We start from the raw sequence: 19,551 nt of genomic DNA on the forward strand, positions 1-19,551 counted from the left end.
TATTTTTGACCATACCAAAAGTTATGTCAAAGAGGGCGTTTTGGCAATTTTAAGCTCCAATGCGGTGTTTCGCATAACAATTTCTCATGCCAGCCCGAACAATAATGTCGTTTGAGGCGATCTGAGCAATCTTGTCAAAATGGAAGCATCTATACAGGACGCCAACCGACAAAAGTATCCGCCTTATGAACAGCAAAGACCCTCTGCTTCAGCCTTTTCAGCTCAAAAATCTGACGCTGAAAAACCGCATCATGATCACCTCTCACGAGCCGGCCTACCCTGAAAATGGCATGCCCAAAGACAAGTACCGGGCCTATACCGTAGAGCGCGCTAAGGCGGGTGTAGCCCTGACCATGACGGCAGGTTCGGCATCTGTATCCCGTGACAGCCCACCGGTGTTTAATAATATTCTGGCTTGGCAGGACGAGGTGGTCGGTTGGATGAAACAAATTGCCGACGAGTGTCATGACCATGGCGCCGCGGTGATGATCCAGTTGACCCATCTGGGGCGTCGCACCCGTTGGGATAAAGGCGACTGGTTGCCCGTCGTTTCCCCCAGCCATGAACGTGAAGCCTCCCACCGTGCCTTTCCCAAGAAAGCCGAGGACTGGGATATCGCCCGTATCATCGAAGACTATGCCGACGCCGCCGAGCGGATGCAGGCAGCGGGCCTCGACGGCATTGAGTTACAGGCCTATGGTCACTTAATGGACCAGTTCTGGTCGCGTTTGACCAATTCCCTGGATGCGCCCTATGGCGGTGACTTAAAAAATCGTCTTCGCTTTACCTTTGACACACTCTCCGCGATCAGAAAACGCGTCGGTGACGACTTTATTGTCGGGGTTCGCTATACCGCCGATGAGGCTCTGGCTGGCGGTTTAAATGCCGATGACGGTGTCGAGATTTCCAAACTGTTAGAGCAATCGGGGATGGTCGATTTTCTCAATGTGGTGCGCGGCCATATTGATACGGATCCTGGCTTGACCGATTTGATTCCAGTACAGGGCATGCGCAACGCCCCGCATCTGGACTTTGCCGGGCGAGTTAAAGAGGCGACCAGTTTGCCGGTGTTCCACGCCGCTAAAATTCCCGATGTCGCCACGGCTCGTTACGCCATTGATAGCGGTAAGCTGGATATGGTGGGCATGACCCGCGCGCATATGGCGGATCCGCACATTATTCGTAAGATTACCTCGGGGCAGGAGCATCGTATCCGTCCTTGTGTCGGCGCTAACTATTGCCTGGATCGCATCTATCAAGGTGGAGAGGCCTATTGCCTGCACAACCCGGCCACTGGTCGTGAACTGTCCATTCCCCACGAGATTGCGAAAGCCGAGCAGAGCAAAAAAGTGGTGGTCATTGGTGCCGGCCCTGGTGGTCTAGAAGCGGCGCGGGTGGCGGCGGAACGCGGCCATGAGGTCACTGTATTTGAAGTCGCCGACAAACCGGGCGGACAGGTATTGTTGACCTCGCAATCGCAGCGTCGTCACGAAATGATTTCCATCACTGACTGGCGCTATGACGAGTGTGTGGAAATGGGGGTCAAGTTTCAGTTTAACCATTTTGCCGACGCAGATTCTGTCCGTGAGCAAAATCCGGATGTGGTGATTGTTGCCACTGGCGGTATGCCTCACACCGAAGTGTTGCAAGAGGGTAACGAACTGGTGGTTTCTGCCTGGGACATTATCTCTGGGGATATCAAGCCCGGTAACAATGTGCTGGTGTTTGACGATGCCGGTGATCATCCCGGCCTGCAAGCCGCCGAAATTATTGCCGCAGCCGGTGGCAAGGTTGAGGTGATGACGCCCGACCGCACCTTCGCCCCAGAAGTGATGGCCATGAACCTGGTGCCCTATATGAGGAGCCTGCAAGTACTGGATACCACCTTTACGGTGGGTTGGCGCTTGCAGAGTGTCAGCCGCGCCAATGGGGGTTTGACTGCAACGGTTGGCAGTGACTATGGTGACTACACTCGAGAGCGCAGCGTCGATCAAGTGATTGTCAATCACGGTACCCGACCGCTGGATGATGTCTATACCGAGTTAAGACCCTTCTCCACAAACCGGGGAGCGGTGGATTATGAAGTTATGGTGGCTGGCAAGCCCCAGGCTATTGAGGTGAATGCCGAGGGTGAGTTTCAGTTGTTCCGCATTGGTGATGCGGTCTCGGCCCGCAATACCCATGCGGCCATCTATGATGCGCTGCGGCTGGTCAAGGATATTTGATCGAAACCGGCGAAAATAAAATCAGGGCTCAGGCACCATGAATAATAACGAAGTAAGTCTGGCGGGGTTGGTTTATACGGGCCTAACACCGCACAGTAGTTTTGCCCTGATTGTCATCAGTTAACAGGATATGGAGAAGATAAAAATATGTCGACACTAGCCAAAGGTATCTACAGCAACAGCATGGCCTGGGCAGCCATGGGCGATGGCGACAAGGTGGCGGTGATGATCCCAGGTGGGCCGGGTAACCCGCACCCCGGTGAGGGGATGGGTGCCAAAGCCTTGTTTAAACCCTATCGCGAATTGATGGCGGCGGGCTATAAAGTGATTTGTATTGCCCGCAAGCGCAATATGCCCCAGGGGTATTCGATCGAGCAAATGGCCAAAGATTATGCCGAGGTTATTGCAACCGAATTGGGCGGTCAGGTAGATCTGGTTGTTGGCAGCTCCTACGGCGGTATGGTTGGGCAGTTTATTGCGGCAAACCATCCAGAGTGCACCAAGAAAATGGTGCTGCATGTAGCTGCCTGTCAAATTAACGAGCCCATCAAAAGTGTCGATGTGGCTTTCGGTAAGGCCATGGCTGAGGGCAAGAGCTTCAAGGCGGGGGCTTTATACGCCGAGGGTTTGTTCCCGAATATGCTGCCGGCACTGGCGAAATTTTTCGCGGGTACCATGATGTGGATGATGGGTGGCAGTGGCAAGCATGAGTATTACGCCAACGATGTGGTGGTGGAAGCTGAGGCCGAGGTAACCTTTGATACCCGTGAGGCGCTACCGAAAATTTCCATACCGGTGCTAATGATTTCCGGCGATAAGGATTATTGGTTCAGTGAAGCGCTGACTCTAGAGACCGCCGAACTGATCCCTGGATGCCAGTTAAAAATGTACCAGGGCAAAGGGCATCTGGATGCCGCCATGGATCCGCGCTCGGCGGAGGATATTCTGGAATTTATTGCCTGAGCTGAATTATTTTTACGGGTTGAATCCAGTGATTTGTTAAATATCAAATCATGTCGACAGGAAACCAATGATGAGTGATACAACGACGCTGCCAGGCCTTTTCAAGAATCTTTCTCATCGGCTTATCAAGGCCGACAGCAACGGCATTGATTACAATGTCTGGATTGCGACACCACCAGGTTACGAGCAAAGCGAGGACCTTTACCCCATGGTAGTTGTCCTGGATGGGGAGTTCTTTATAGGCTCTGCTCTGGAGACGGTTGCCCTGCAGTCGTCCATCGGCGAGTCTAAACCGGTGATTGTCGTCGGCGTTTCTACCGCGCCTCCGGGAGTACACGCTATTCAGCGCAATATCGATTACTCGGCCGAGGTGCCCTCAGAGGCGTCCATGAGAGTACCACCGGGCAAGGAGTTCTCCTTCTGGAAGTTGATTGAAACCATGATCGAGGCCGGTGGACTGAAGTTTGAGGAAGGTTTCGGCGGTACTGACCAGTTCCACAGCTTTCTCAGTGATCAACTGCTGGAGCAACTCAAAGCCGACTATCGGATTGATCCGAAAGAGATTGGTCTGGCCGGACATTCGTCGGGTGGCGATTTCGCGGTCGACACGCTGTTGAGAAAACAGACTCCCTTCAGCAAATTTATTGTGGGCTCTTACGGCATCGACGTGCTGGAACGGAGACTGCCCGAGCGGGAAGCCGCTTTTGCCGAAATGCCGGCTATGGCACCTCTCCGCCAAAGCCTGAACCGGAACAATTCACAGATTCTCCCGAATACCCCAATTGAAATACCCAACTCTTCGCCTGTTTCAGAAAAAAAGTGTCAATATCAGATATTTGGACCTTTGCTCAGACTGTCTTTTCTATCGAATTCTGCCATATTTTCTCTCACTCATTTTCAGGTCATACACAAGCTTCAATAACTGACGGCAAATCGAACATGAGCAGTGTTGGCTTTGCGCCCGGTTCGCAAAAACGTATCAACAATCGGTAACCACAAATATGTTAGAAGCAAATGGTGAGTCTTCACTATTCTGAAACGAAGAACAGAGGTCAGCATACCTGGCACCGAATGTAGAAGTGGAACTTCTGCTGGGATCGGGCAACCGGTCAATTGTCTTGATAGCGACATGAAAGAGCATTTTCGCGTTCATAGAGTATTACCTGGAACCCCAGCTTACATAATGGCTATAGGTAGGACTGGTAGCCCGAAATAATATAATTAGTTGATTAAAACCTGTAATACAACTTACGATGCAATCTGGTGGGGCCAGATGCAAGGCCGAAAACGTTCGAGGGAGAAAATTAAGACAATGTTGCAAATACTCAGTTGGTCTTTCGCGCGTCTGGCGGGAGTCGTGTGTTTCCTGGCAACACCGGTATCCGCTGCCAATGTCGGCGGAGGAAAGTGGCTTCACGGCGCTATTCGACGGCAAGTCGCTTCAAGGGTGGGAGGGTGACACAACCTATTGGCGCGTAGAAGACGGAGCCATTGTTGGAGAGGTCACAGAGGCGACGTTGCTAAAGGATTACAACAGCTTCCTTATCTTCCGAGGGGGACCCGTTCGCGATTTTGAGCTGAGGCTAAAATATCGCATTTCTCCCCAGGGGAATGGCGGCGTGAATTACCGCAGTCAATCGCTCTACGAACCCAAGTGGACAATGCGAGGTTACCAGTTTGACATCGACGGCCCGCAGTGGAGTGCTCCGTTTACGGGTTGGTTACGAGCGACCGGGAAAAAAATTCCAGATTGGCAGAATCCGGGCAGTCTGATGGATCCTCCTTCGGGGTTGAGGGTAACCGGTCAGAATTATGACGAACTGGGGCGTCATATCCTGGCACTCCCCGGTGAGGTAGCTCGAGTGGGTGCCGGTGGCAGCAGCCGCGTGGAGGCTCTTCTCGGAGATCAAGAGCTGGTGAATTCTCTGGTAAACAGTGACTGGAATGAGTTGCGAATCATCGCCCGGGGCAATATTTTGATTCACATTGTCAATAATCATGTGGTGTCTATCGTGATTGATGACGACGTTGACAGCCGACACGACGAGGGCGATATCGGTATCCAGGTACATGTAGGTCCGCCCATGAAGGCCGAATACCGAGACATTAGGCTTAAACGATTCTAGACATTGTGTTCAGATCACTCAGGAATAACAGATTTTTCGATCAGCCGTTGGGGATTGTTGATAAAACTTTTTATAGGCACGGGTAAAACTCGACTGTGCGTTATAGCCAACGGCCAGGGCAACCTCCAGCATGTTCATCTTGCCCTGTCTGATCAACTCCCTGGCTTTTTCCATCCGCTGTGTCAGCAGGTATTCCGAAATGCCCACACCATAGGTGCTCTTGAACATCGACGACAGGTTGCTGCGACATATTCCAACCGCTTCCGCCAGTTGTTCAATGGATAAGGGGTCGCAGTAGTGCAAGTTCAGATGCTCAATGACCTTGGCCATGGCCGCAGATTTTCTCTTGCTAAGGTTGTTGTCCTGCAGGTAGGCGTTTTCCAGGTCATAGAGGTTGACAACGGTTTGACAGAGCAGTTCATCAAATTTTGCTCGCAGATACTTATTGGCCATCTGTCCGGAAAAGGGATGGTGCAGCATTTCGGATGTGATCCGTTTGATGGTGCTGCTCATGGGAAAAGTAGCCGCGGTCGTTTCTTCCACGGCAACGATGGGCTGTATGCTGCCGGGAACACGGTCGATTTCCAAACCATATTCCTTAATCAGACAAGAGGCGGGTATCCAAAGCGCTACGGACTTAACCTGTTCTCCTGCGCGCAGTATTTTTGTCTGAAAGCCATTTTGGGAATAGCTGGAAAGGGTGATGCGGGCATTTTGTGCATTGAGGATACGGTGGTCTCCGTACCATTGTTCATAGCCACCCTCCAAAATGAATTCAAGACCAACAAAACCCTCTATGGGCGTCGACACTGAGTGGTTCTTCAAGGTCTGTTGGTCTCTGATACTGACCAGGCATTCCTCGTACGGCTGCCATATGTCCAGTTTACCCGACAGATACGTCTTCGTTTCTGAGAATAGTGCACTGAGAGGAATAGGGCCTGGTGTTGTCTCCGCCCAGCGGGGGTAGGCCTGAATCTGAGACGCAGCACTCTGAGCGACAACGTTCTTTGGCGAGCAAACGTCAATCCCGGATGTACGTATATCAATCATCACTTTCACCTCTCAATTAAGCTGTTCTTATAGCGCTTGGTTATATTTGCTCAGGGCTATTATTGGTATCTGTTCAGGGCCGTTGAGGCCAGGGAATTAAATGACGACAAGTGGTAAAAACTCTCGGCGAATCTGCACAAGTTGAATCTATGCGGCGCCATACAATGGAACCTCGATCCGATGAGAAGAAGGTGTGCTGTATTGATGCCAAAAATCTCAATATCGGGTCTCCCAAAGCAGGAACTGTTGTGAGGGCCGAAACTATACTCAGAAAGCATTTATATAGAACGGCGATGATCTGATGACCTCACAGAAATCCGTCCATTGTCAGGCTCTCGCGAGTATCGCTAGGGCCCGGCTTTTGACGCATAATGAAACAAATATAGCATATATACAATCAAGATATAATACAAGTTTGCGGGGTAATCCCAAGGTGTAAAAACCCCTGTAATCCCGCCTTCGAAGGAGAACTGATGATGAACACACAAAAATCGTTAGCTGTGGCTGTCATGATGGCTGTTGCGGGCAATATAAGTGCCACCATGGCCGCTGAGGGCGGTGCTGAGGACTTCCGCTTGGAAGAAATAGTGGTCACGGCTCGAAAGATCGAGGAATCCCTGCAGGATGTACCGGCGGCGGTTTCCGCGATTGGCGCGAATGTCCTGGAAACCGGAAATCTCAGCAGTGTTGCTGATGTGCAGAATATCGTCCCGGGCCTGAGAATCAATTCCGACGGCGATCAGCGTGCTTTTGTACAAATTCGCGGTGTCGGGGTGACGCTGCAAACGACCATTCAGCCAGGCGTGGGTCTGTTTATGGATGGCATCTACGTGCCTTACACCTCCTCAATTAACGACAGTTTCCTGGATACCGCCCAGGTTGAAGTGGTCCGTGGTCCCCAGGGAACCCTGTTTGGTAAAAACACCTTGGGTGGTGCGATAAACGTCATCAGTAAACTGCCCGGCGACGAGCTGGAAGCCAGCATATCCGGTTCCTGGACAGAAGAAGATGAGGCTCACAAGATTTCTGCGAGAGTGGCGGGTCCTATCATCGCAGATACCCTGTACGGCTCACTGGCCGCCTCCACCAGTGAATCGGATGGATTTTACCAACACAAAACAGTGGGCAGTAACTGGGATGCCCGCGAATCAGATGCGATTAAGGGTGCTCTGCGCTGGATCTACAGCGACCAGGGGGAATTCCGCCTGTCCGCGAGTTACGGGGATTACAGAGGCCCCGGCGTAGCCTATACACCGGTACCGGGTAACAATGTGGACGCTGATGATTTTGACGGTGACTCCATTCTGTCGTTTCAGACATCTGCGGAGACTGAAATATTTCGCATGAATGGTACATTGACGCACTCGCTCAGCGACAGTACGGATCTGACATTGACCCTTGGCTACGACAGCAGAGAGCAAGTGGGGAATGCAGACAGGGATTTTCTGCCCACTGATATCGTCCGTGGCAGGGTGTCTCTGGACGAAGACTTTACCCAGGCGGAGATACGATTTGAGACCCAATTCTCAGACACATTACGTGTTATGTATGCCGGTTTCTACAGCCGACAAAACAGCGATGAAATTTCTGAGAATATCGTCCCATCCGCGGGATTCAGCACATTTGGTACCCGCGATGTGGACGATGAAACCGTCTCCGTTTACGGCAATGCCTATTGGGAATTCAGCCCCAGCTGGGAGCTCGCCGTGGGCCTGCGATTTGATCGGTTCGAACAAACAGGAGTACTGGCGGAGTCAAGCGTTGTACTTGACCGATCAAATGCCATCAGTGTGGACCTGGAAGAAGACCCGGTAACCCCGATGATTTCCTTGTCCAAGGCCTGGTCTGATGAGTTAATGATGTACGCCACCTATTCCGAAGGCGTGCGCGCCGGCGGCTTTAACAATGGCGATGCTCCGGCTGGATTCGAAACCTGGGATGGAGACGAGGCGAAGAGCTACGAGCTGGGGTTCAAGTCTACATTGGCCGATGGCAGAGTTACCCTTAATGCGGCCGTCTATCATGTTGAGCAGGACGGCCTGATTCTCAATGAGCTGGTACCCGACGAAGAAACCTCTGCGCTGATTGTGGTTAACCAAAACCTCGGCGCGGTTGAAAACACTGGGTTCGAGGCCGAGTTCAATGCCGCCATTACCCCGGAGTGGGCACTGAATGCGGGTATCAGCTATGTCAGTGTCGACGTCGTTGATGATCCGAATAACGGTCTGGATTCCTACGATGGCAGCCTTCCTCTGCAGCCAGAGTGGTCTGGACATCTCTACACCCACTATGACTTGTCTCTGGGTAAAGGTACTCTCAGGTCTTCAGTCGGCGTCTATTATACGGATGAAACCTTTGGGTTCGGTTCGGTCGCACCGGATTTTACGACATCCCCTCAACTCGATGACTATGTACTGGTGAATTTATCCGCTGATTATTCCATTGGCTCATTCTCGGTCGGTGTGTTCGCCGAGAACCTGACCGATGAAGGCTACTGGAATGCCTATATTGCCGAGGATGTGTTGCGGTCGTTGGGTGTTACTCAGGCAATTGGTGTCCGTGCCAAGCCACGAAATGTAGGCATCCGCTTGCGTTACGACTACTGATAAAGCCTCGTTGTTTTGGTTCGGACCTAACTCCTTTTAGCCTGACAGGAGCTGTTCTTGGTGGACAGCTCCTGTCGGTGCTGCATAATTCAGGATTCAGCGTGAAGTATTCCAATCTTATCTATAGTCTATTCCTATCGGCAATAGTCGTCAGCCATGGTGCCGTGTCTGCTCAGGTTGAACCCGGTGAGGAAATTATCAGCAAGGTCCCCGAGTCTTTCCCGCCGGCTAAAAAGAGTCCCGCCAGGGGGGCGGAAAGCGAAGGTCCGTTTGACAAACTGATTATCAAGAATGTCTTTCTGATCGATGGCACGGGTGCTCCCAATCAGGGGCCCGTTAACATTGTGATTGAAAACGACCGGATCACGGCGATTGAGGGCACTGGTGTTGGTACGATAGTTTCTGACAAAAAACAGAACTCAGCCGGAATCAAGGTGATTGACGCCAGCGGTCAGTATGCCATACCTGGCATGATCGATGCCCACGCCCATCTTGGCTCTCCCTACCACGCATTTTCAGGTTCTTTGACCGATGCTGAGTATGTTAACAAATTGTGGCTCGCCCACGGGGTAACGACGGTGAGAGATGTCGGCGCTCTTCTGGGATTGTCGTGGACGCTGGAGAATAAACGACGCAGTGCCAATAATGAGATTACCGCTCCCAGAATGGTTGTGTTTGCACTTTTCCCCGAACAAACGGCGACGGAAAAAGCGGCGAGGAAATGGGTTCGCGCGGTTAAGAAAAGGGGAGCAGACGGCATCAAGCTTCTCGGGGCGGCCCCTAAAGTAGTGGAAGCTGCGATCAAAGAGGCCAAAAAGCTGGGGATGAAAACGACTCAGCACCATTCCCAGGTTACGGTAACCCGCTTGAATGTGCTCGACACCGCCCGTATGGGGCTGGACAGCATGGAGCACTGGTACGGTTTACCGGAGGCCATGTTTGAAGATCGAATCATTCAGGATTATCCCTACGATTATAACTTTAACAATGAGCAAGATCGCTTCGGTCAGGCGGGGCGCTTGTGGTTACAGGCGGCGGCTCCCGGATCCGAGAAGTGGAACGCCACAATTGATGAACTTATCGGTCTCGACTTTACCATTGATCCCACGTTCACAATCTATGAAGCCAATCGGGATCTGATGCGAGAACAGCGCGCGGTATGGCACGACGAATACACAATGCCCTATATTGCCCGTTCGTTTCAAGCCGATCCCCATACCCATGGTTCTTATTTCTTTAATTGGACGACCGCCGATGAAATAGCCTGGAAAAAGAACTACCGGCGCTGGATGACATTTATCAACGACTATAAGAATAAGGGGGGTAGGGTAACCGTGGGATCCGATTCCGGATTTATCTGGAAAATCTATGGCTTTGGCTATATTCGTGAACTGGAGTTGCTGCAGGAAGCGGGTTTTCACCCCTTGGAAGTGCTGAAGTCGGCCACCATTAATGGAGCTGAACTGCTTGGAATGGACGACCAAGTAGGCAGTATTCAGGTGGGTAAGAAGGCGGACATCGTTATTGTCAATGAAAACCCAATCGCAAACTTTAAGGTGCTATACGGCACCGGCCACCAGATGCTTGATAGCGACCAGGGCAAAATGGTAACCAGCAAGGGGATTCTATACACCATCAAGGATGGAATCGTGTACGACGCCAAAAAAATGCTGGAGGATGTCCGCGAGCTGGTCTTCGAGCAGAAAGTTAAGGAAGCCAAGCAGTGATATACACCGCTATTGTGCAACGGGCTCTGCTATGGGCAGCCGTGCTGGTAATGCTGTCGAATACATCCCAACTGGCAGCAGGAGAGCATCTTGCCTGTCGAGAGGACAGTCCCCTAAATACAGCTTCCGACTGCGTTACGCCAATTTCCACGCTGAAGGACCCAGCGCGGAGACTCGAGATCAGCAAGCAAGCCCGTAAACGCTATTTGATTAATCTGATCGTCGATAATCGCAATGGCGATTATCGATGGGGGCCGGAGTCCAGCCGGGGGAAGGATGTTCCAAAAGGCACGGTCAAACAATACGAATGGAATACAAGCGGTATATTCCCAAATACACATAGAAATTACTGGGTATACGTACCCGCTCAATATCGATCCGACGAGCCTGCGGCCCTGATGGTGTTTCAGGATGGCGATCGATTTTTGAATGAAACCAATATGCCAACGCTCGCCGTGATGGAAAATCTTATCCACAAGGGTGAAATGCCGGTTACCATTGCGGTCTTCGTTGAACCCGGTCGACCTCAAGGTAATGTGCAAGCGACAACCATTCGCAGCAGCCAGCGCCAGATAGAATACGATAAGCAGAATGACCACTACGCGCGTTTGCTATTGGAGGAGATTCTCCCCGAGGTACGCCGCTCGTACAATATCAGCGATGATCCCCGGATGCGTGCCATAGGTGGAGCCAGTTCCGGGGCAATGGCCGCCTGGAATGTCGCCTGGCAACGGCCAGATGCGTTTGGCAATGTGGTCTCATTTATCGGCAGCTATACTGATATTCACGGGGGGCATAACGTCCCCATGAACGTGCGAAGACACCCCACCAAACCCATACGGGTATTTATGCAAAGCGGACTCTATGATTTTCAGCTGGAGTTTGGGGACTGGGCGCTGGCCAATCAAAGCATGGCCTCCGCGCTTGCTTATGCCGGTTATGACTATCGTTTCGTCTTCGGTGATGGCGGCCATGACACACAACACGCGGCCGCAATATTGGCCGACGCATTTCGTTGGATCTGGAAAGCAAATTAGAGGGTTACGTCATACATGAACATTGTCCAAGACAGCCAGGTTACAAAACGGGAGCTGATCGTCTTTTTCCTGCTCACGTTCAGCGTATCTACTGCGGCTGTGTTCCTGTCCGGTCCCATGATAGAACAGGGCGTGGGTGACCAGATAGCGGCGTCGTGGTACAAAGAAAAAGCGCTGATCATCATCTGGATACCCATGCTGTCGGCACTGGTCACCGCTCTTTGTTTCCGTGGCAAACAGGGACTGTCCACGATCTTGAAGAGACTGCTGGTCTGGAAGGTGGGTTATCGTTGGTGGGCAGTTGCGTTGTTGTTGCCGATTGCAATGGTCGTTATCCCCGCAATGCTACAGGGCAAGCTGATTACTACCAATATCGGTGAACTTATTTTCATCTTTATTCAGAACTTCATGTTTATCGGTGTAATCATGATCGGAGAAGAGCTGGGTTGGCGAGGTTATGCGCTGCCAGCCCTTCAGGCTCACTTTACGCCTTTAAAAGCTTCCCTTCTTTTGGGATTCTTGTGGGGAGTCTGGCACTATCCGGTTTGGTACGGTCGGGCATTTGGCGGTGATGGCAGTACCGAAGCCATAATCATTATGCTCGCAGGCAGTACATTGATGACGCTGGCACTGGCGTTGATATTTACGTGGCTGGCAAACCATACACAGGCAGCCATCCTGATTGCAATGGTGATGCACGGCGCCAATAACGCTTCCTTACGACTGCTGAATGAGGAGTTTAACTTCGGAGTCTGGGTCATGGTCCTCATGGTGGTTGCGGCGGTGATTGTTGTATTGAATAGAAACATGTTTATCTCCAAACCCGAAGGATTCCAGGTTACCTCGCAAGCATTGGGATGAAATATGATATACCGACTGGTTAGTATCCTGGTTGGCATTGCAGTGGTATTCGCTGTTGCGTTCTGGCTGGTGACCACCACAACCACCGATCCAGCTCTGGATCCCAATTGGCAAATTCAGGCAGCCAACTACGGCGGTGACAAAGAAGCTGTTACGGTACGATTTACCGGCACATCGACCCTTCTATTCGACGATGGAGAAACCCGCTGGATGACGGATGGCTGGTTTACCCGTTTAAGCTGGCTGCAACTGCTGGGTGATTTCGAGCCGGATCTGGCGGCCATAGAAGCTGGTCTGAAGGCCAACAATGTCGACAGTATGGAGGCGGTGATCCCCTTGCATTCACACTTTGATCACGCTATGGACTCGGCCGCAGTTGCGGAGAGAACAGATGCGTTGCTGATGGGAACCCATTCCACGGCTAATCTGGGTCGTGGTTGGGGTTTGCCCGAATTTCGCATCAAAGTGATGAACAGTCGTGAAGAAATTCCATTGGGGAAATTTACCATTACCCCGATATTATCCAAACACTATGAATTCCCAGGATCCGTTACTGGTAACACGGTTGAGACCATTGATGAACCGGTGGGCTCGCCCACGAATCTGGCCGCGTATAAAGAGGGAGGTTCCTGGGCTCTGCACGTGAGTCATCCTCGGGGCAGCTGGTTGATTATCGGGAGTGCCGGCTATATAGAGGGTGGGCTCGATGATTACAAGGCGGACACTGTTTTTTTGGGTATCGGTGGCTTGGGTGGACAAACGCAAGAATACCGGGAACAGTACTGGCATGAGAGTGTTGAGACCGTTGGTGCCAAGCGCGTTATTCCCATTCACTGGGACTGCCTTGTATGCTCATTGAACGAACCTTTTGAAGGACAAACTCTGTTCTTTCGCTACCTTTTTGAGCAAGATTTCTTGCTGCAGGCTGACAAAAAGTTGTTGCAGTTCCTTAAGACAAAAGAGGCCGATGTAGAATTCATAACTCTGCCTCGTTTTGATCCAGTGAAACTTTGGTAGCCAAGCAATACTCCAGGCCTGCGAACAGAATCAGGGAACTTATTCAGGTAATATGTCAAAACAATTTACATCGACCCATTCAAACTATGATAAGTCGGGGTACAAGCATTATGTTCTTTTTATGCTCTTCCTGGTTTACATGTTCAACTTTGTGGACCGCCAGCTGCTGGTGATATTACAGGAGTCAATCAAGCAGGATCTTGGATTTTCGGATACTCAACTGGGTATGATGTCAGGCTTTGCGTTTGCCCTGCTGTACGTCTCCTTTGGTATTCCAATCGCACGAATGGCAGACCGCGGCAATCGTCGCAACATTGTTGCCTTGTCGTTAGGTATATGGAGCCTGATGACGGCGATATGTGGACTCAGTTACAGCTTTATACAAATGTTGCTGGCGCGCATGGGGGTTGCGGTGGGTGAAGCCGGGGGTGGACCTCCGGCCCTCTCGATGATTTCCGACTTATATTCAGAGAAGAATCGTGCCACAGCGATGTCCATCTATTCTTCGGGAATCTATGCGGGACTGATTGCCGGTTACGTATTTGGAGGCTGGCTGGGTGACACCTATGGTTGGCGCACGGCGTTTATCGTTATTGGTCTTCCGGGAGTACTGCTGGCCGCATTGCTCATGTACACGGTTGAAGAGCCCGCCAGATATAGACCAAATGGAGAAATTCAGGATACAGGTAAAAAACAGGAGCCATTCATTGAGACATTGCGAATGCTGTGGAATATCACTGCATTCCGCTATATCGCCATCGCCGGCGGCTTGTCGTGCTTTTCAAGCTATGGGATTGGCAATTGGATGCCATCCTACCTGCTTCGAAGTTTTGAGGTATCAACAGCTGAGGTAGGGTTATGGATGGGGCTGACTGCTGGCGTTGGTGGTCTGCTGGGTACTTTTGGAGGTGGAGTACTGGTCGATAAGCTGAAAACCAGCGACAAACGCTGGTATATCTGGCTGCCGGCGATTGCCATGCTGGGTACGATTCCGGTCGGGATGGTTATACTGACGACAAATAACGAAAATCTGGCGATCGCGCTCAATGGCTTAACGGTTTTGCTGTTTGCCACGTGGCTGGCACCCATCATTGCACTCAGTCATGAATTGGTGGGCCCGGAGAGAAGGGCCCAGGCGACGGCTGTTCTGTTTTTTCTAATCAATATCATTGGCATGGGGATGGGACCCGCGTCAGTAGGCATTCTGAGCGATGCAATGACCTCCGCCGAGGGGGTAGATTCCTTGAGTTACGCCATGATGGCCGCCCTGGTGTTTGGTGGTGGGTTCGGAGGATATTGCTTTTTGATCGCAGGTCGTAGTCTCGTTTGTGAAGTAAGCACTACACGGTATCAAATTTCACTAAACCAATAACGCCAGGCTATCTGTCTTTGGTCGGTGCCGAACCAAAGTAGCGCCGATACGCGGCGCTAAACGAGTTAACCTCCAGGTAATTCAGTTTATCGGATATTTCTGACACGCTGAGTTTGCCAAGCGAAATTTGTTCCCTGGCCCAGTTCATCCTGAGTTTTGTTTGCAGTTGATTGACAGTGGTGCCATAAAGCAGCTTGAAACCGTAGTGAAGCTTGTTACGATTGATATTGGCGGTTTTGGCGAGTTCATCGATAGTCTGTGGCTGGCAAAAGGAATCGCATACGTGCCGATAGAGACTCTCAATGCTGTCTATATCCTGGTCCGACAACCTGAATCTGTTTTTCGGCGTCGCCTCGGGTTTTTCGGAATTGAACCAGTCTTCGAACAGCAAATAGAGCAGCTCCAGGCCTTTCGACTGCACAAGGATGTCGGAAAACAGGTTTTGGGAGATATTCATCAATAGATCATGGGCTATAGAAATCGTTTTGTCTGAAGCAACAAAGTGCCCATGGTCGTGAGGCAACGTAGAGTCTCGAAAAGCTTGTATCCGTCCGGGAAGTTGATCGATCCTGGCCGCTAATAAATCCATCAGCCTCTCGATCGAAATATACATCGCGATAAGTTCCATTTCCGGCTCACCGCCATAGCTGACCGTAAACATCTCCCCCGGCTTGACCAGTTGGAAGCTGCAGAGGGGCGCTTTTACGCCTGCTATGCACTGATCGTCGTAAATCTGATTCAAGGCTCCCTTGAACATCAATCGGATGGCAATAATATTACCGGTAGATCGGCCGCCAAACGTAATGGCTTTTGAGTGATTGCTGTTGATATAGGAAATGACAATTCCCGCTGAAAGTTCTTTTAATCCACGCTCACTGTCATCAATAAGAACTTCAGAGCTTTCATTAATGCTGTCGAAGTTTTCAGGCCTGGCTTCCAGCAGTCCATCACTCAGACAGTAGAAGCTGTCCCCTCCAGAAACGGCGGGCAACGTCGACACCAGTTGCTCCATATTCTTCTTATTATTGCCTCGCTTACCCATGAGATCTACTTCCATCTGGATTGCAGTGATAAATGGCCAACGGGTGTACAAAGTACCCGGTCTGACTAAATGTATGTGTGCGGATCTAAATAGTGAAAGTGATCATCTCATTATCGGCGTCTGTTTGTAAAACAGTAAAATCCTCTATGTCCGTAGTGGGGTTTCAATCCCATATCGCTCAATTTCCAGCTAACAGGCGTTCTAAAGGCATCAGACATGACTCAATTAATCGAAAGCAATTTTGAGCTCCCTTTTGTTCACGTGGCCAGACAAGTCGCCATCCATGGGAAGTTCAAGCCAGAAGGGATAGCTTTTATCGAGGGGGATCGTGAAGTTACCTGGAAGCAATATGATCAAGAGGGTGACAAGATTGCCCATGCTCTTATGTCAGCCGGTATTCAGAAGGGCGACCGGGTGGCGATTTTGGTGGGAAACAGCCTGTGGGCTCACGAATTGATCCTGGGGATCTGGCGTGCAGGCGCGGCAGTGGTGCCCCTGTCACCACTGCTAACGGCAGAAGTGCTTAAGAACATGCTGATTGACTCCGGGGCTCGCTATATGTTCGCGGATTCAAACTACTTTACCCTGGCGGAATACGCAGTGGAATCGCTCTCAATTCCTTTGTCTGGCCCATCATTTGAACTGCCATCGAGTAATCAGGAAGTGGCCAAGACGACACAGCCGGATATCAAGAAAGAGGACCTGGCAGTGATCATATATTCCTCAGGTACCACTGGAACACCCAAAGGTATTGCCCACACCCATGAATCAAGACAGAACTTTGCCAAGTTGGCGCTAGCTCTGCTGACTTGTCATCAGGACTCAGTATGCTTGTCCATCATCCCGCCGCATTCCAACGGAGCCTGGTTGAGTTGGTTGCCGGCAAAGTTGATTGGCGCAACGACGGTTATCATGTCGCAATTTGACCCGGACCGGTTTCTGGAGGTGGTTCGCAGGCACCGACCAACCTACGGTTTTCTGGTGCCGGCTATCTGTGCGGTATTGTTGGAGCACCCAGAGATAGAGTCAGCAGGACTCGACTGTTTCGAATGCGCGATTACCGCCGGCGCACCGATGATGGCGCCAATGAAAAAAGAGATGCAGCGTCTGACCAATGGCGGACTCTACGAACTGTGGGGGCTGACAGAAGGCATTGCAACCGCCATTACGCCAGAAGAGATGCGGGAGCGCCCGGCTTCGGTAGGACGTCCATTGACGGGCTGCGAGATTCGACTGATCAACGAAAACGATGAAGATGTTACCTGCCGCGGTACTGGAGAGATCGTCGGCTATTCTGAAGGCATGATGAGTGGCTATTGGAACCGCCCGCAAGACAACGAGGCACTGGTGTGGACGGATAAAGAAGGCCAGGTGTTTATACGCACCGGCGACATCGGCGAAATTGACGAAGCTGGATATTTGACCCTGCGCGGACGCTCCAAGGATATGATCATCAGCGGTGGACTCAATGTCTTCCCCATCGACATAGAAACGACAATTCAGCGCCATGAAGATGTGAGGGACGTTGCCGTTACCGGAGTCCCCCACGAAAAATGGGGAGAAACCCCAATCGCGTTTATCGTTGCCAAAAAGGGCATTCAGATTGATCCCCTGACGATGAAATCCTGGGCCAACGAACGACTGTCCAAGACACAGCGTATCAATGATGTGGTGGTACTCAGCCACGACCTGCCCCGCAACACTCTGGGCAAGGTGTTAAAGACCGAGCTCAAAGCCGATTACCTCGCAAACCATTCATAAGCCGATAGCGGCTTGATATAAACAAATCTCAGGAGTAAACGATGACTGGAGTTCTCGTCGCCGGCGTAGGAATGACCAAATTCAAAAAGCCGGGCCAGAATGAGCCCTATCGCGTGATGGGGTCGACGGCAATTCAAACAGCGGTATCAGATGCAGGCATTGATCCGAAGCTGATAGAGCAGGCTTATGCCGGCTATGTGTATGGAGATTCCACCTCCGGACAGCATGCGCTCTACGACGCTTTTATGACAGGCATTCCGGTGATTAACGTCAATAATAATTGCTCAACCGGTTCTTCGGCGCTGTTCCTGGCCCGTCAGGCCATCGCCAGCGGCGAGGCAGAGTGTGTACTGGCATTTGGTTTTGAAGAAATGCAGCCAGGTATGCTGACGAGCAAGTGGAATGATCGCGAAGCGCCGATGTCTACCAATTTTCTGCCTCAACTGCAGGGTTGGGGTTACGATACGACATTTCCGGCGGGGGCGAGCTTTGGCGGCGCCGGTCACGCCTATATGCAAAAATACGATGCCGGTCCTGAAATTTTTGCCAAGGTCGCCGTCAAGACCCGCAACCATGCCATTCACAACCCCTATTCGCTTTTCTCAACGCCGTTGACCCTGGAAGAGGTGTTGAACTCCCAAGTGGTCTTTATGGACTGGATGACCCGCCTGATGTGTTGTCCTCCCAGTTGCGGGGGCGCGGCAGCAATACTGTGCAGTCCCGAATTTGCCCGTAAACATGGGCTTACTGGAGGTGTGGAAATCGCTGCTCAAGCAATGACGACAGACACTCAAGAGACGTTTGATAACCCCATGAATCTCGCCGGCCGGGATATGACCAGGCGCGCGGCCGCTGCCGTTTATGAGCAAGCGGGACTTGGCCCGGAAGATATTGATGTGGTCGAGCTTCACGACTGTTTTACACCTAACGAAGTGGTTACCTACGAAGCGTTACAACTGTGCGGTGAAGGCGGCGCCACGGAAATGATCGAAAATGGTGATAACACCTACGGAGGACGATATGTTGTTAATCCTTCAGGTGGCCTGATGTCAAAGGGGCATCCATTGGGTGCCACGGGGCTCGCACAGTGTTACGAGCTGGTTCAACAGCTGCGCGGCTGTGCCGATAAGCGCCAGGTTGAAGGCGCAAATATCGCGCTGCAACACAACCTTGGGCTCGGAGGCGCCGCCGTAGTTACCCTTTACAAGGCCCAATAAGAGACGTTTATACAATGAGCAGATTGAGATTTGACGAACGTGTTGCCATTGTAACGGGTGCCGGTGGAGGATTGGGTAGGCAGTATGCTTTGGACCTTGCTGCTTGCGGCGCCAAGGTTGTGGTGAACGACCTGGGCGGCTCCGCGAATGGAGAGGGTGAAGCGGGTTCATCGATGGCGGACAAGGTCGTTGAAGAGATAGTGAGCTCCGGGGGTGAAGCGATTGCTGCCTATGAATCGGTCACATCCGGTGAGTCCATTGTTGCCAAAGCGGTGGAACGTTGGGGTCGTGTTGATATCGTAGTTAACAATGCTGGAATCCTTCGTGACAAATCCTTTGCCAGAATGAGCGATAAGGACTGGGACCTGGTACAGCAGGTACATCTTAACGGTGCCTATAAAGTTACCAAAGCCGCGTGGCCACAAATGGTTGAGGGAGGCTATGGCCGAGTGATCTGCCGAAATTGACATAGCCGGCACGGGAGCGAAGATCGCTTAAAACACTCGAGTCATATTTCAATGGTAAATAGGATGACTTAAGAGAGATA

At 51.4% G+C, this 19,551-nt stretch carries 15 protein-coding genes; 13 read left to right on the forward strand and 2 right to left on the reverse strand.

The features are described from left to right. Positions 1 to 185: 185 nt before the first annotated feature. The 4 genes from HBA55_RS22715 (at position 186) to HBA55_RS22730 (ending at position 5,314) form a co-directional block, all read left to right on the forward strand. Entirely contained in the window at positions 186 to 2,225 is a 2,040-nt protein-coding gene (locus HBA55_RS22715; RefSeq protein ID WP_166996125.1) for an NADH:flavin oxidoreductase, read from the forward strand. Positions 2,226 to 2,372: 147 nt separating this feature from the next. Then, positions 2,373 to 3,188: an alpha/beta fold hydrolase gene (locus HBA55_RS22720; RefSeq protein WP_166996126.1), complete on the forward strand. Its 816-nt coding sequence runs from the start codon at positions 2,373 to 2,375 to the stop codon at positions 3,186 to 3,188. 70 nt (positions 3,189 to 3,258) lie between these two features. Beyond that, on the forward strand, positions 3,259 to 4,110 hold the full coding sequence (locus HBA55_RS22725; RefSeq protein WP_166996127.1) for an alpha/beta hydrolase: 852 nt from the start codon (positions 3,259 to 3,261) through the stop codon (positions 4,108 to 4,110). Between the two features lie 469 nt (positions 4,111 to 4,579). Next, entirely contained in the window at positions 4,580 to 5,314 is a 735-nt protein-coding gene (locus HBA55_RS22730) for a 3-keto-disaccharide hydrolase (RefSeq protein WP_166996128.1), read from the forward strand. A gap of 18 nt (positions 5,315 to 5,332) precedes the next feature. Here the strand turns inward: HBA55_RS22730 and HBA55_RS22735 are convergent, their stop codons facing one another. Next, the gene (locus HBA55_RS22735; RefSeq protein ID WP_166996129.1) at positions 5,333 to 6,364 is read right to left on the reverse strand and encodes a helix-turn-helix transcriptional regulator; all 1,032 of its coding nucleotides are present in this window, start codon (positions 6,362 to 6,364) and stop codon (positions 5,333 to 5,335) included. Between the two features lie 473 nt (positions 6,365 to 6,837). Between HBA55_RS22735 and HBA55_RS22740 the strand changes: the two genes are divergently transcribed. From HBA55_RS22740 to HBA55_RS22765, 6 genes are all read left to right on the forward strand, one after another. After that, complete coding sequence (locus HBA55_RS22740; RefSeq protein ID WP_166996130.1) at positions 6,838 to 8,970, forward strand: TonB-dependent receptor; 2,133 nt, start codon at positions 6,838 to 6,840, stop codon at positions 8,968 to 8,970. A 101-nt stretch (positions 8,971 to 9,071) separates the two neighbouring features. Beyond that, entirely contained in the window at positions 9,072 to 10,697 is a 1,626-nt protein-coding gene (locus HBA55_RS22745) for an amidohydrolase family protein (protein WP_166996131.1), read from the forward strand. Further along, positions 10,694 to 11,734: an alpha/beta hydrolase-fold protein gene (locus HBA55_RS22750; protein WP_166996132.1), complete on the forward strand. Its 1,041-nt coding sequence runs from the start codon at positions 10,694 to 10,696 to the stop codon at positions 11,732 to 11,734. The genes HBA55_RS22745 and HBA55_RS22750 overlap by 4 nt, the downstream gene beginning before the upstream one ends. A gap of 15 nt (positions 11,735 to 11,749) precedes the next feature. After that, positions 11,750 to 12,595 carry a CPBP family intramembrane glutamic endopeptidase gene (locus HBA55_RS22755; RefSeq protein WP_166996133.1) on the forward strand — a complete coding sequence of 282 codons (846 nt, stop codon included), beginning with the start codon at positions 11,750 to 11,752 and terminating at the stop codon, positions 12,593 to 12,595. 3 nt (positions 12,596 to 12,598) lie between these two features. Then, the gene (locus HBA55_RS22760) at positions 12,599 to 13,612 is read left to right on the forward strand and encodes an MBL fold metallo-hydrolase (protein WP_166996134.1); all 1,014 of its coding nucleotides are present in this window, start codon (positions 12,599 to 12,601) and stop codon (positions 13,610 to 13,612) included. A 121-nt stretch (positions 13,613 to 13,733) separates the two neighbouring features. Beyond that, a complete protein-coding gene (locus HBA55_RS22765; protein WP_166996135.1) occupies positions 13,734 to 14,984 on the forward strand; it encodes a spinster family MFS transporter in 1,251 nt (416 codons plus the stop codon). A 7-nt stretch (positions 14,985 to 14,991) separates the two neighbouring features. On the opposite strand, the gene HBA55_RS22770 is transcribed toward HBA55_RS22765, so the two are convergent. Beyond that, positions 14,992 to 16,041 carry a helix-turn-helix domain-containing protein gene (locus HBA55_RS22770; RefSeq protein WP_166996136.1) on the reverse strand — a complete coding sequence of 350 codons (1,050 nt, stop codon included), beginning with the start codon at positions 16,039 to 16,041 and terminating at the stop codon, positions 14,992 to 14,994. Positions 16,042 to 16,242: 201 nt separating this feature from the next. Here HBA55_RS22770 and HBA55_RS22775 point away from each other — a divergent pair, with 201 nt between their 5' ends. The 3 genes from HBA55_RS22775 to HBA55_RS22785 are packed head-to-tail and all read left to right on the forward strand — an operon-like array spanning position 16,243 to position 19,471. Then, complete coding sequence (locus HBA55_RS22775; protein WP_166996137.1) at positions 16,243 to 17,787, forward strand: class I adenylate-forming enzyme family protein; 1,545 nt, start codon at positions 16,243 to 16,245, stop codon at positions 17,785 to 17,787. A gap of 41 nt (positions 17,788 to 17,828) precedes the next feature. Further along, on the forward strand, positions 17,829 to 19,004 hold the full coding sequence (locus tag HBA55_RS22780) for a lipid-transfer protein (RefSeq protein WP_166996138.1): 1,176 nt from the start codon (positions 17,829 to 17,831) through the stop codon (positions 19,002 to 19,004). A gap of 14 nt (positions 19,005 to 19,018) precedes the next feature. Further along, positions 19,019 to 19,471 carry an SDR family NAD(P)-dependent oxidoreductase gene (locus HBA55_RS22785; RefSeq protein ID WP_166996139.1) on the forward strand — a complete coding sequence of 151 codons (453 nt, stop codon included), beginning with the start codon at positions 19,019 to 19,021 and terminating at the stop codon, positions 19,469 to 19,471. Positions 19,472 to 19,551: the final 80 nt, after the last annotated feature.

It is taken from the genome of Pseudomaricurvus alkylphenolicus (genome assembly GCF_011683955.1).
Taxonomy (GTDB): Bacteria; Pseudomonadota; Gammaproteobacteria; order Pseudomonadales; family Cellvibrionaceae; genus Pseudomaricurvus; species Pseudomaricurvus alkylphenolicus.

Coding starts and splice junctions, on each gene's coding strand:
- HBA55_RS22715 (WP_166996125.1), top strand. CDS start 186: ATGAACAGCAAAGACCCTCTGCTTCAGCCTTTTCAGCTCAAAAATCTG.
- HBA55_RS22720 (WP_166996126.1), top strand. CDS start 2,373: ATGTCGACACTAGCCAAAGGTATCTACAGCAACAGCATGGCCTGGGCA.
- HBA55_RS22725 (WP_166996127.1), top strand. CDS start 3,259: ATGAGTGATACAACGACGCTGCCAGGCCTTTTCAAGAATCTTTCTCAT.
- HBA55_RS22730 (WP_166996128.1), top strand. CDS start 4,580: ATGTCGGCGGAGGAAAGTGGCTTCACGGCGCTATTCGACGGCAAGTCG.
- HBA55_RS22735 (WP_166996129.1), bottom strand. CDS start 6,364: ATGATTGATATACGTACATCCGGGATTGACGTTTGCTCGCCAAAGAAC.
- HBA55_RS22740 (WP_166996130.1), top strand. CDS start 6,838: ATGATGAACACACAAAAATCGTTAGCTGTGGCTGTCATGATGGCTGTT.
- HBA55_RS22755 (WP_166996133.1), top strand. CDS start 11,750: ATGAACATTGTCCAAGACAGCCAGGTTACAAAACGGGAGCTGATCGTC.
- HBA55_RS22760 (WP_166996134.1), top strand. CDS start 12,599: ATGATATACCGACTGGTTAGTATCCTGGTTGGCATTGCAGTGGTATTC.
- HBA55_RS22765 (WP_166996135.1), top strand. CDS start 13,734: ATGCTCTTCCTGGTTTACATGTTCAACTTTGTGGACCGCCAGCTGCTG.
- HBA55_RS22770 (WP_166996136.1), bottom strand. CDS start 16,041: ATGGAAGTAGATCTCATGGGTAAGCGAGGCAATAATAAGAAGAATATG.
- HBA55_RS22775 (WP_166996137.1), top strand. CDS start 16,243: ATGACTCAATTAATCGAAAGCAATTTTGAGCTCCCTTTTGTTCACGTG.
- HBA55_RS22780 (WP_166996138.1), top strand. CDS start 17,829: ATGACTGGAGTTCTCGTCGCCGGCGTAGGAATGACCAAATTCAAAAAG.
- HBA55_RS22785 (WP_166996139.1), top strand. CDS start 19,019: ATGAGCAGATTGAGATTTGACGAACGTGTTGCCATTGTAACGGGTGCC.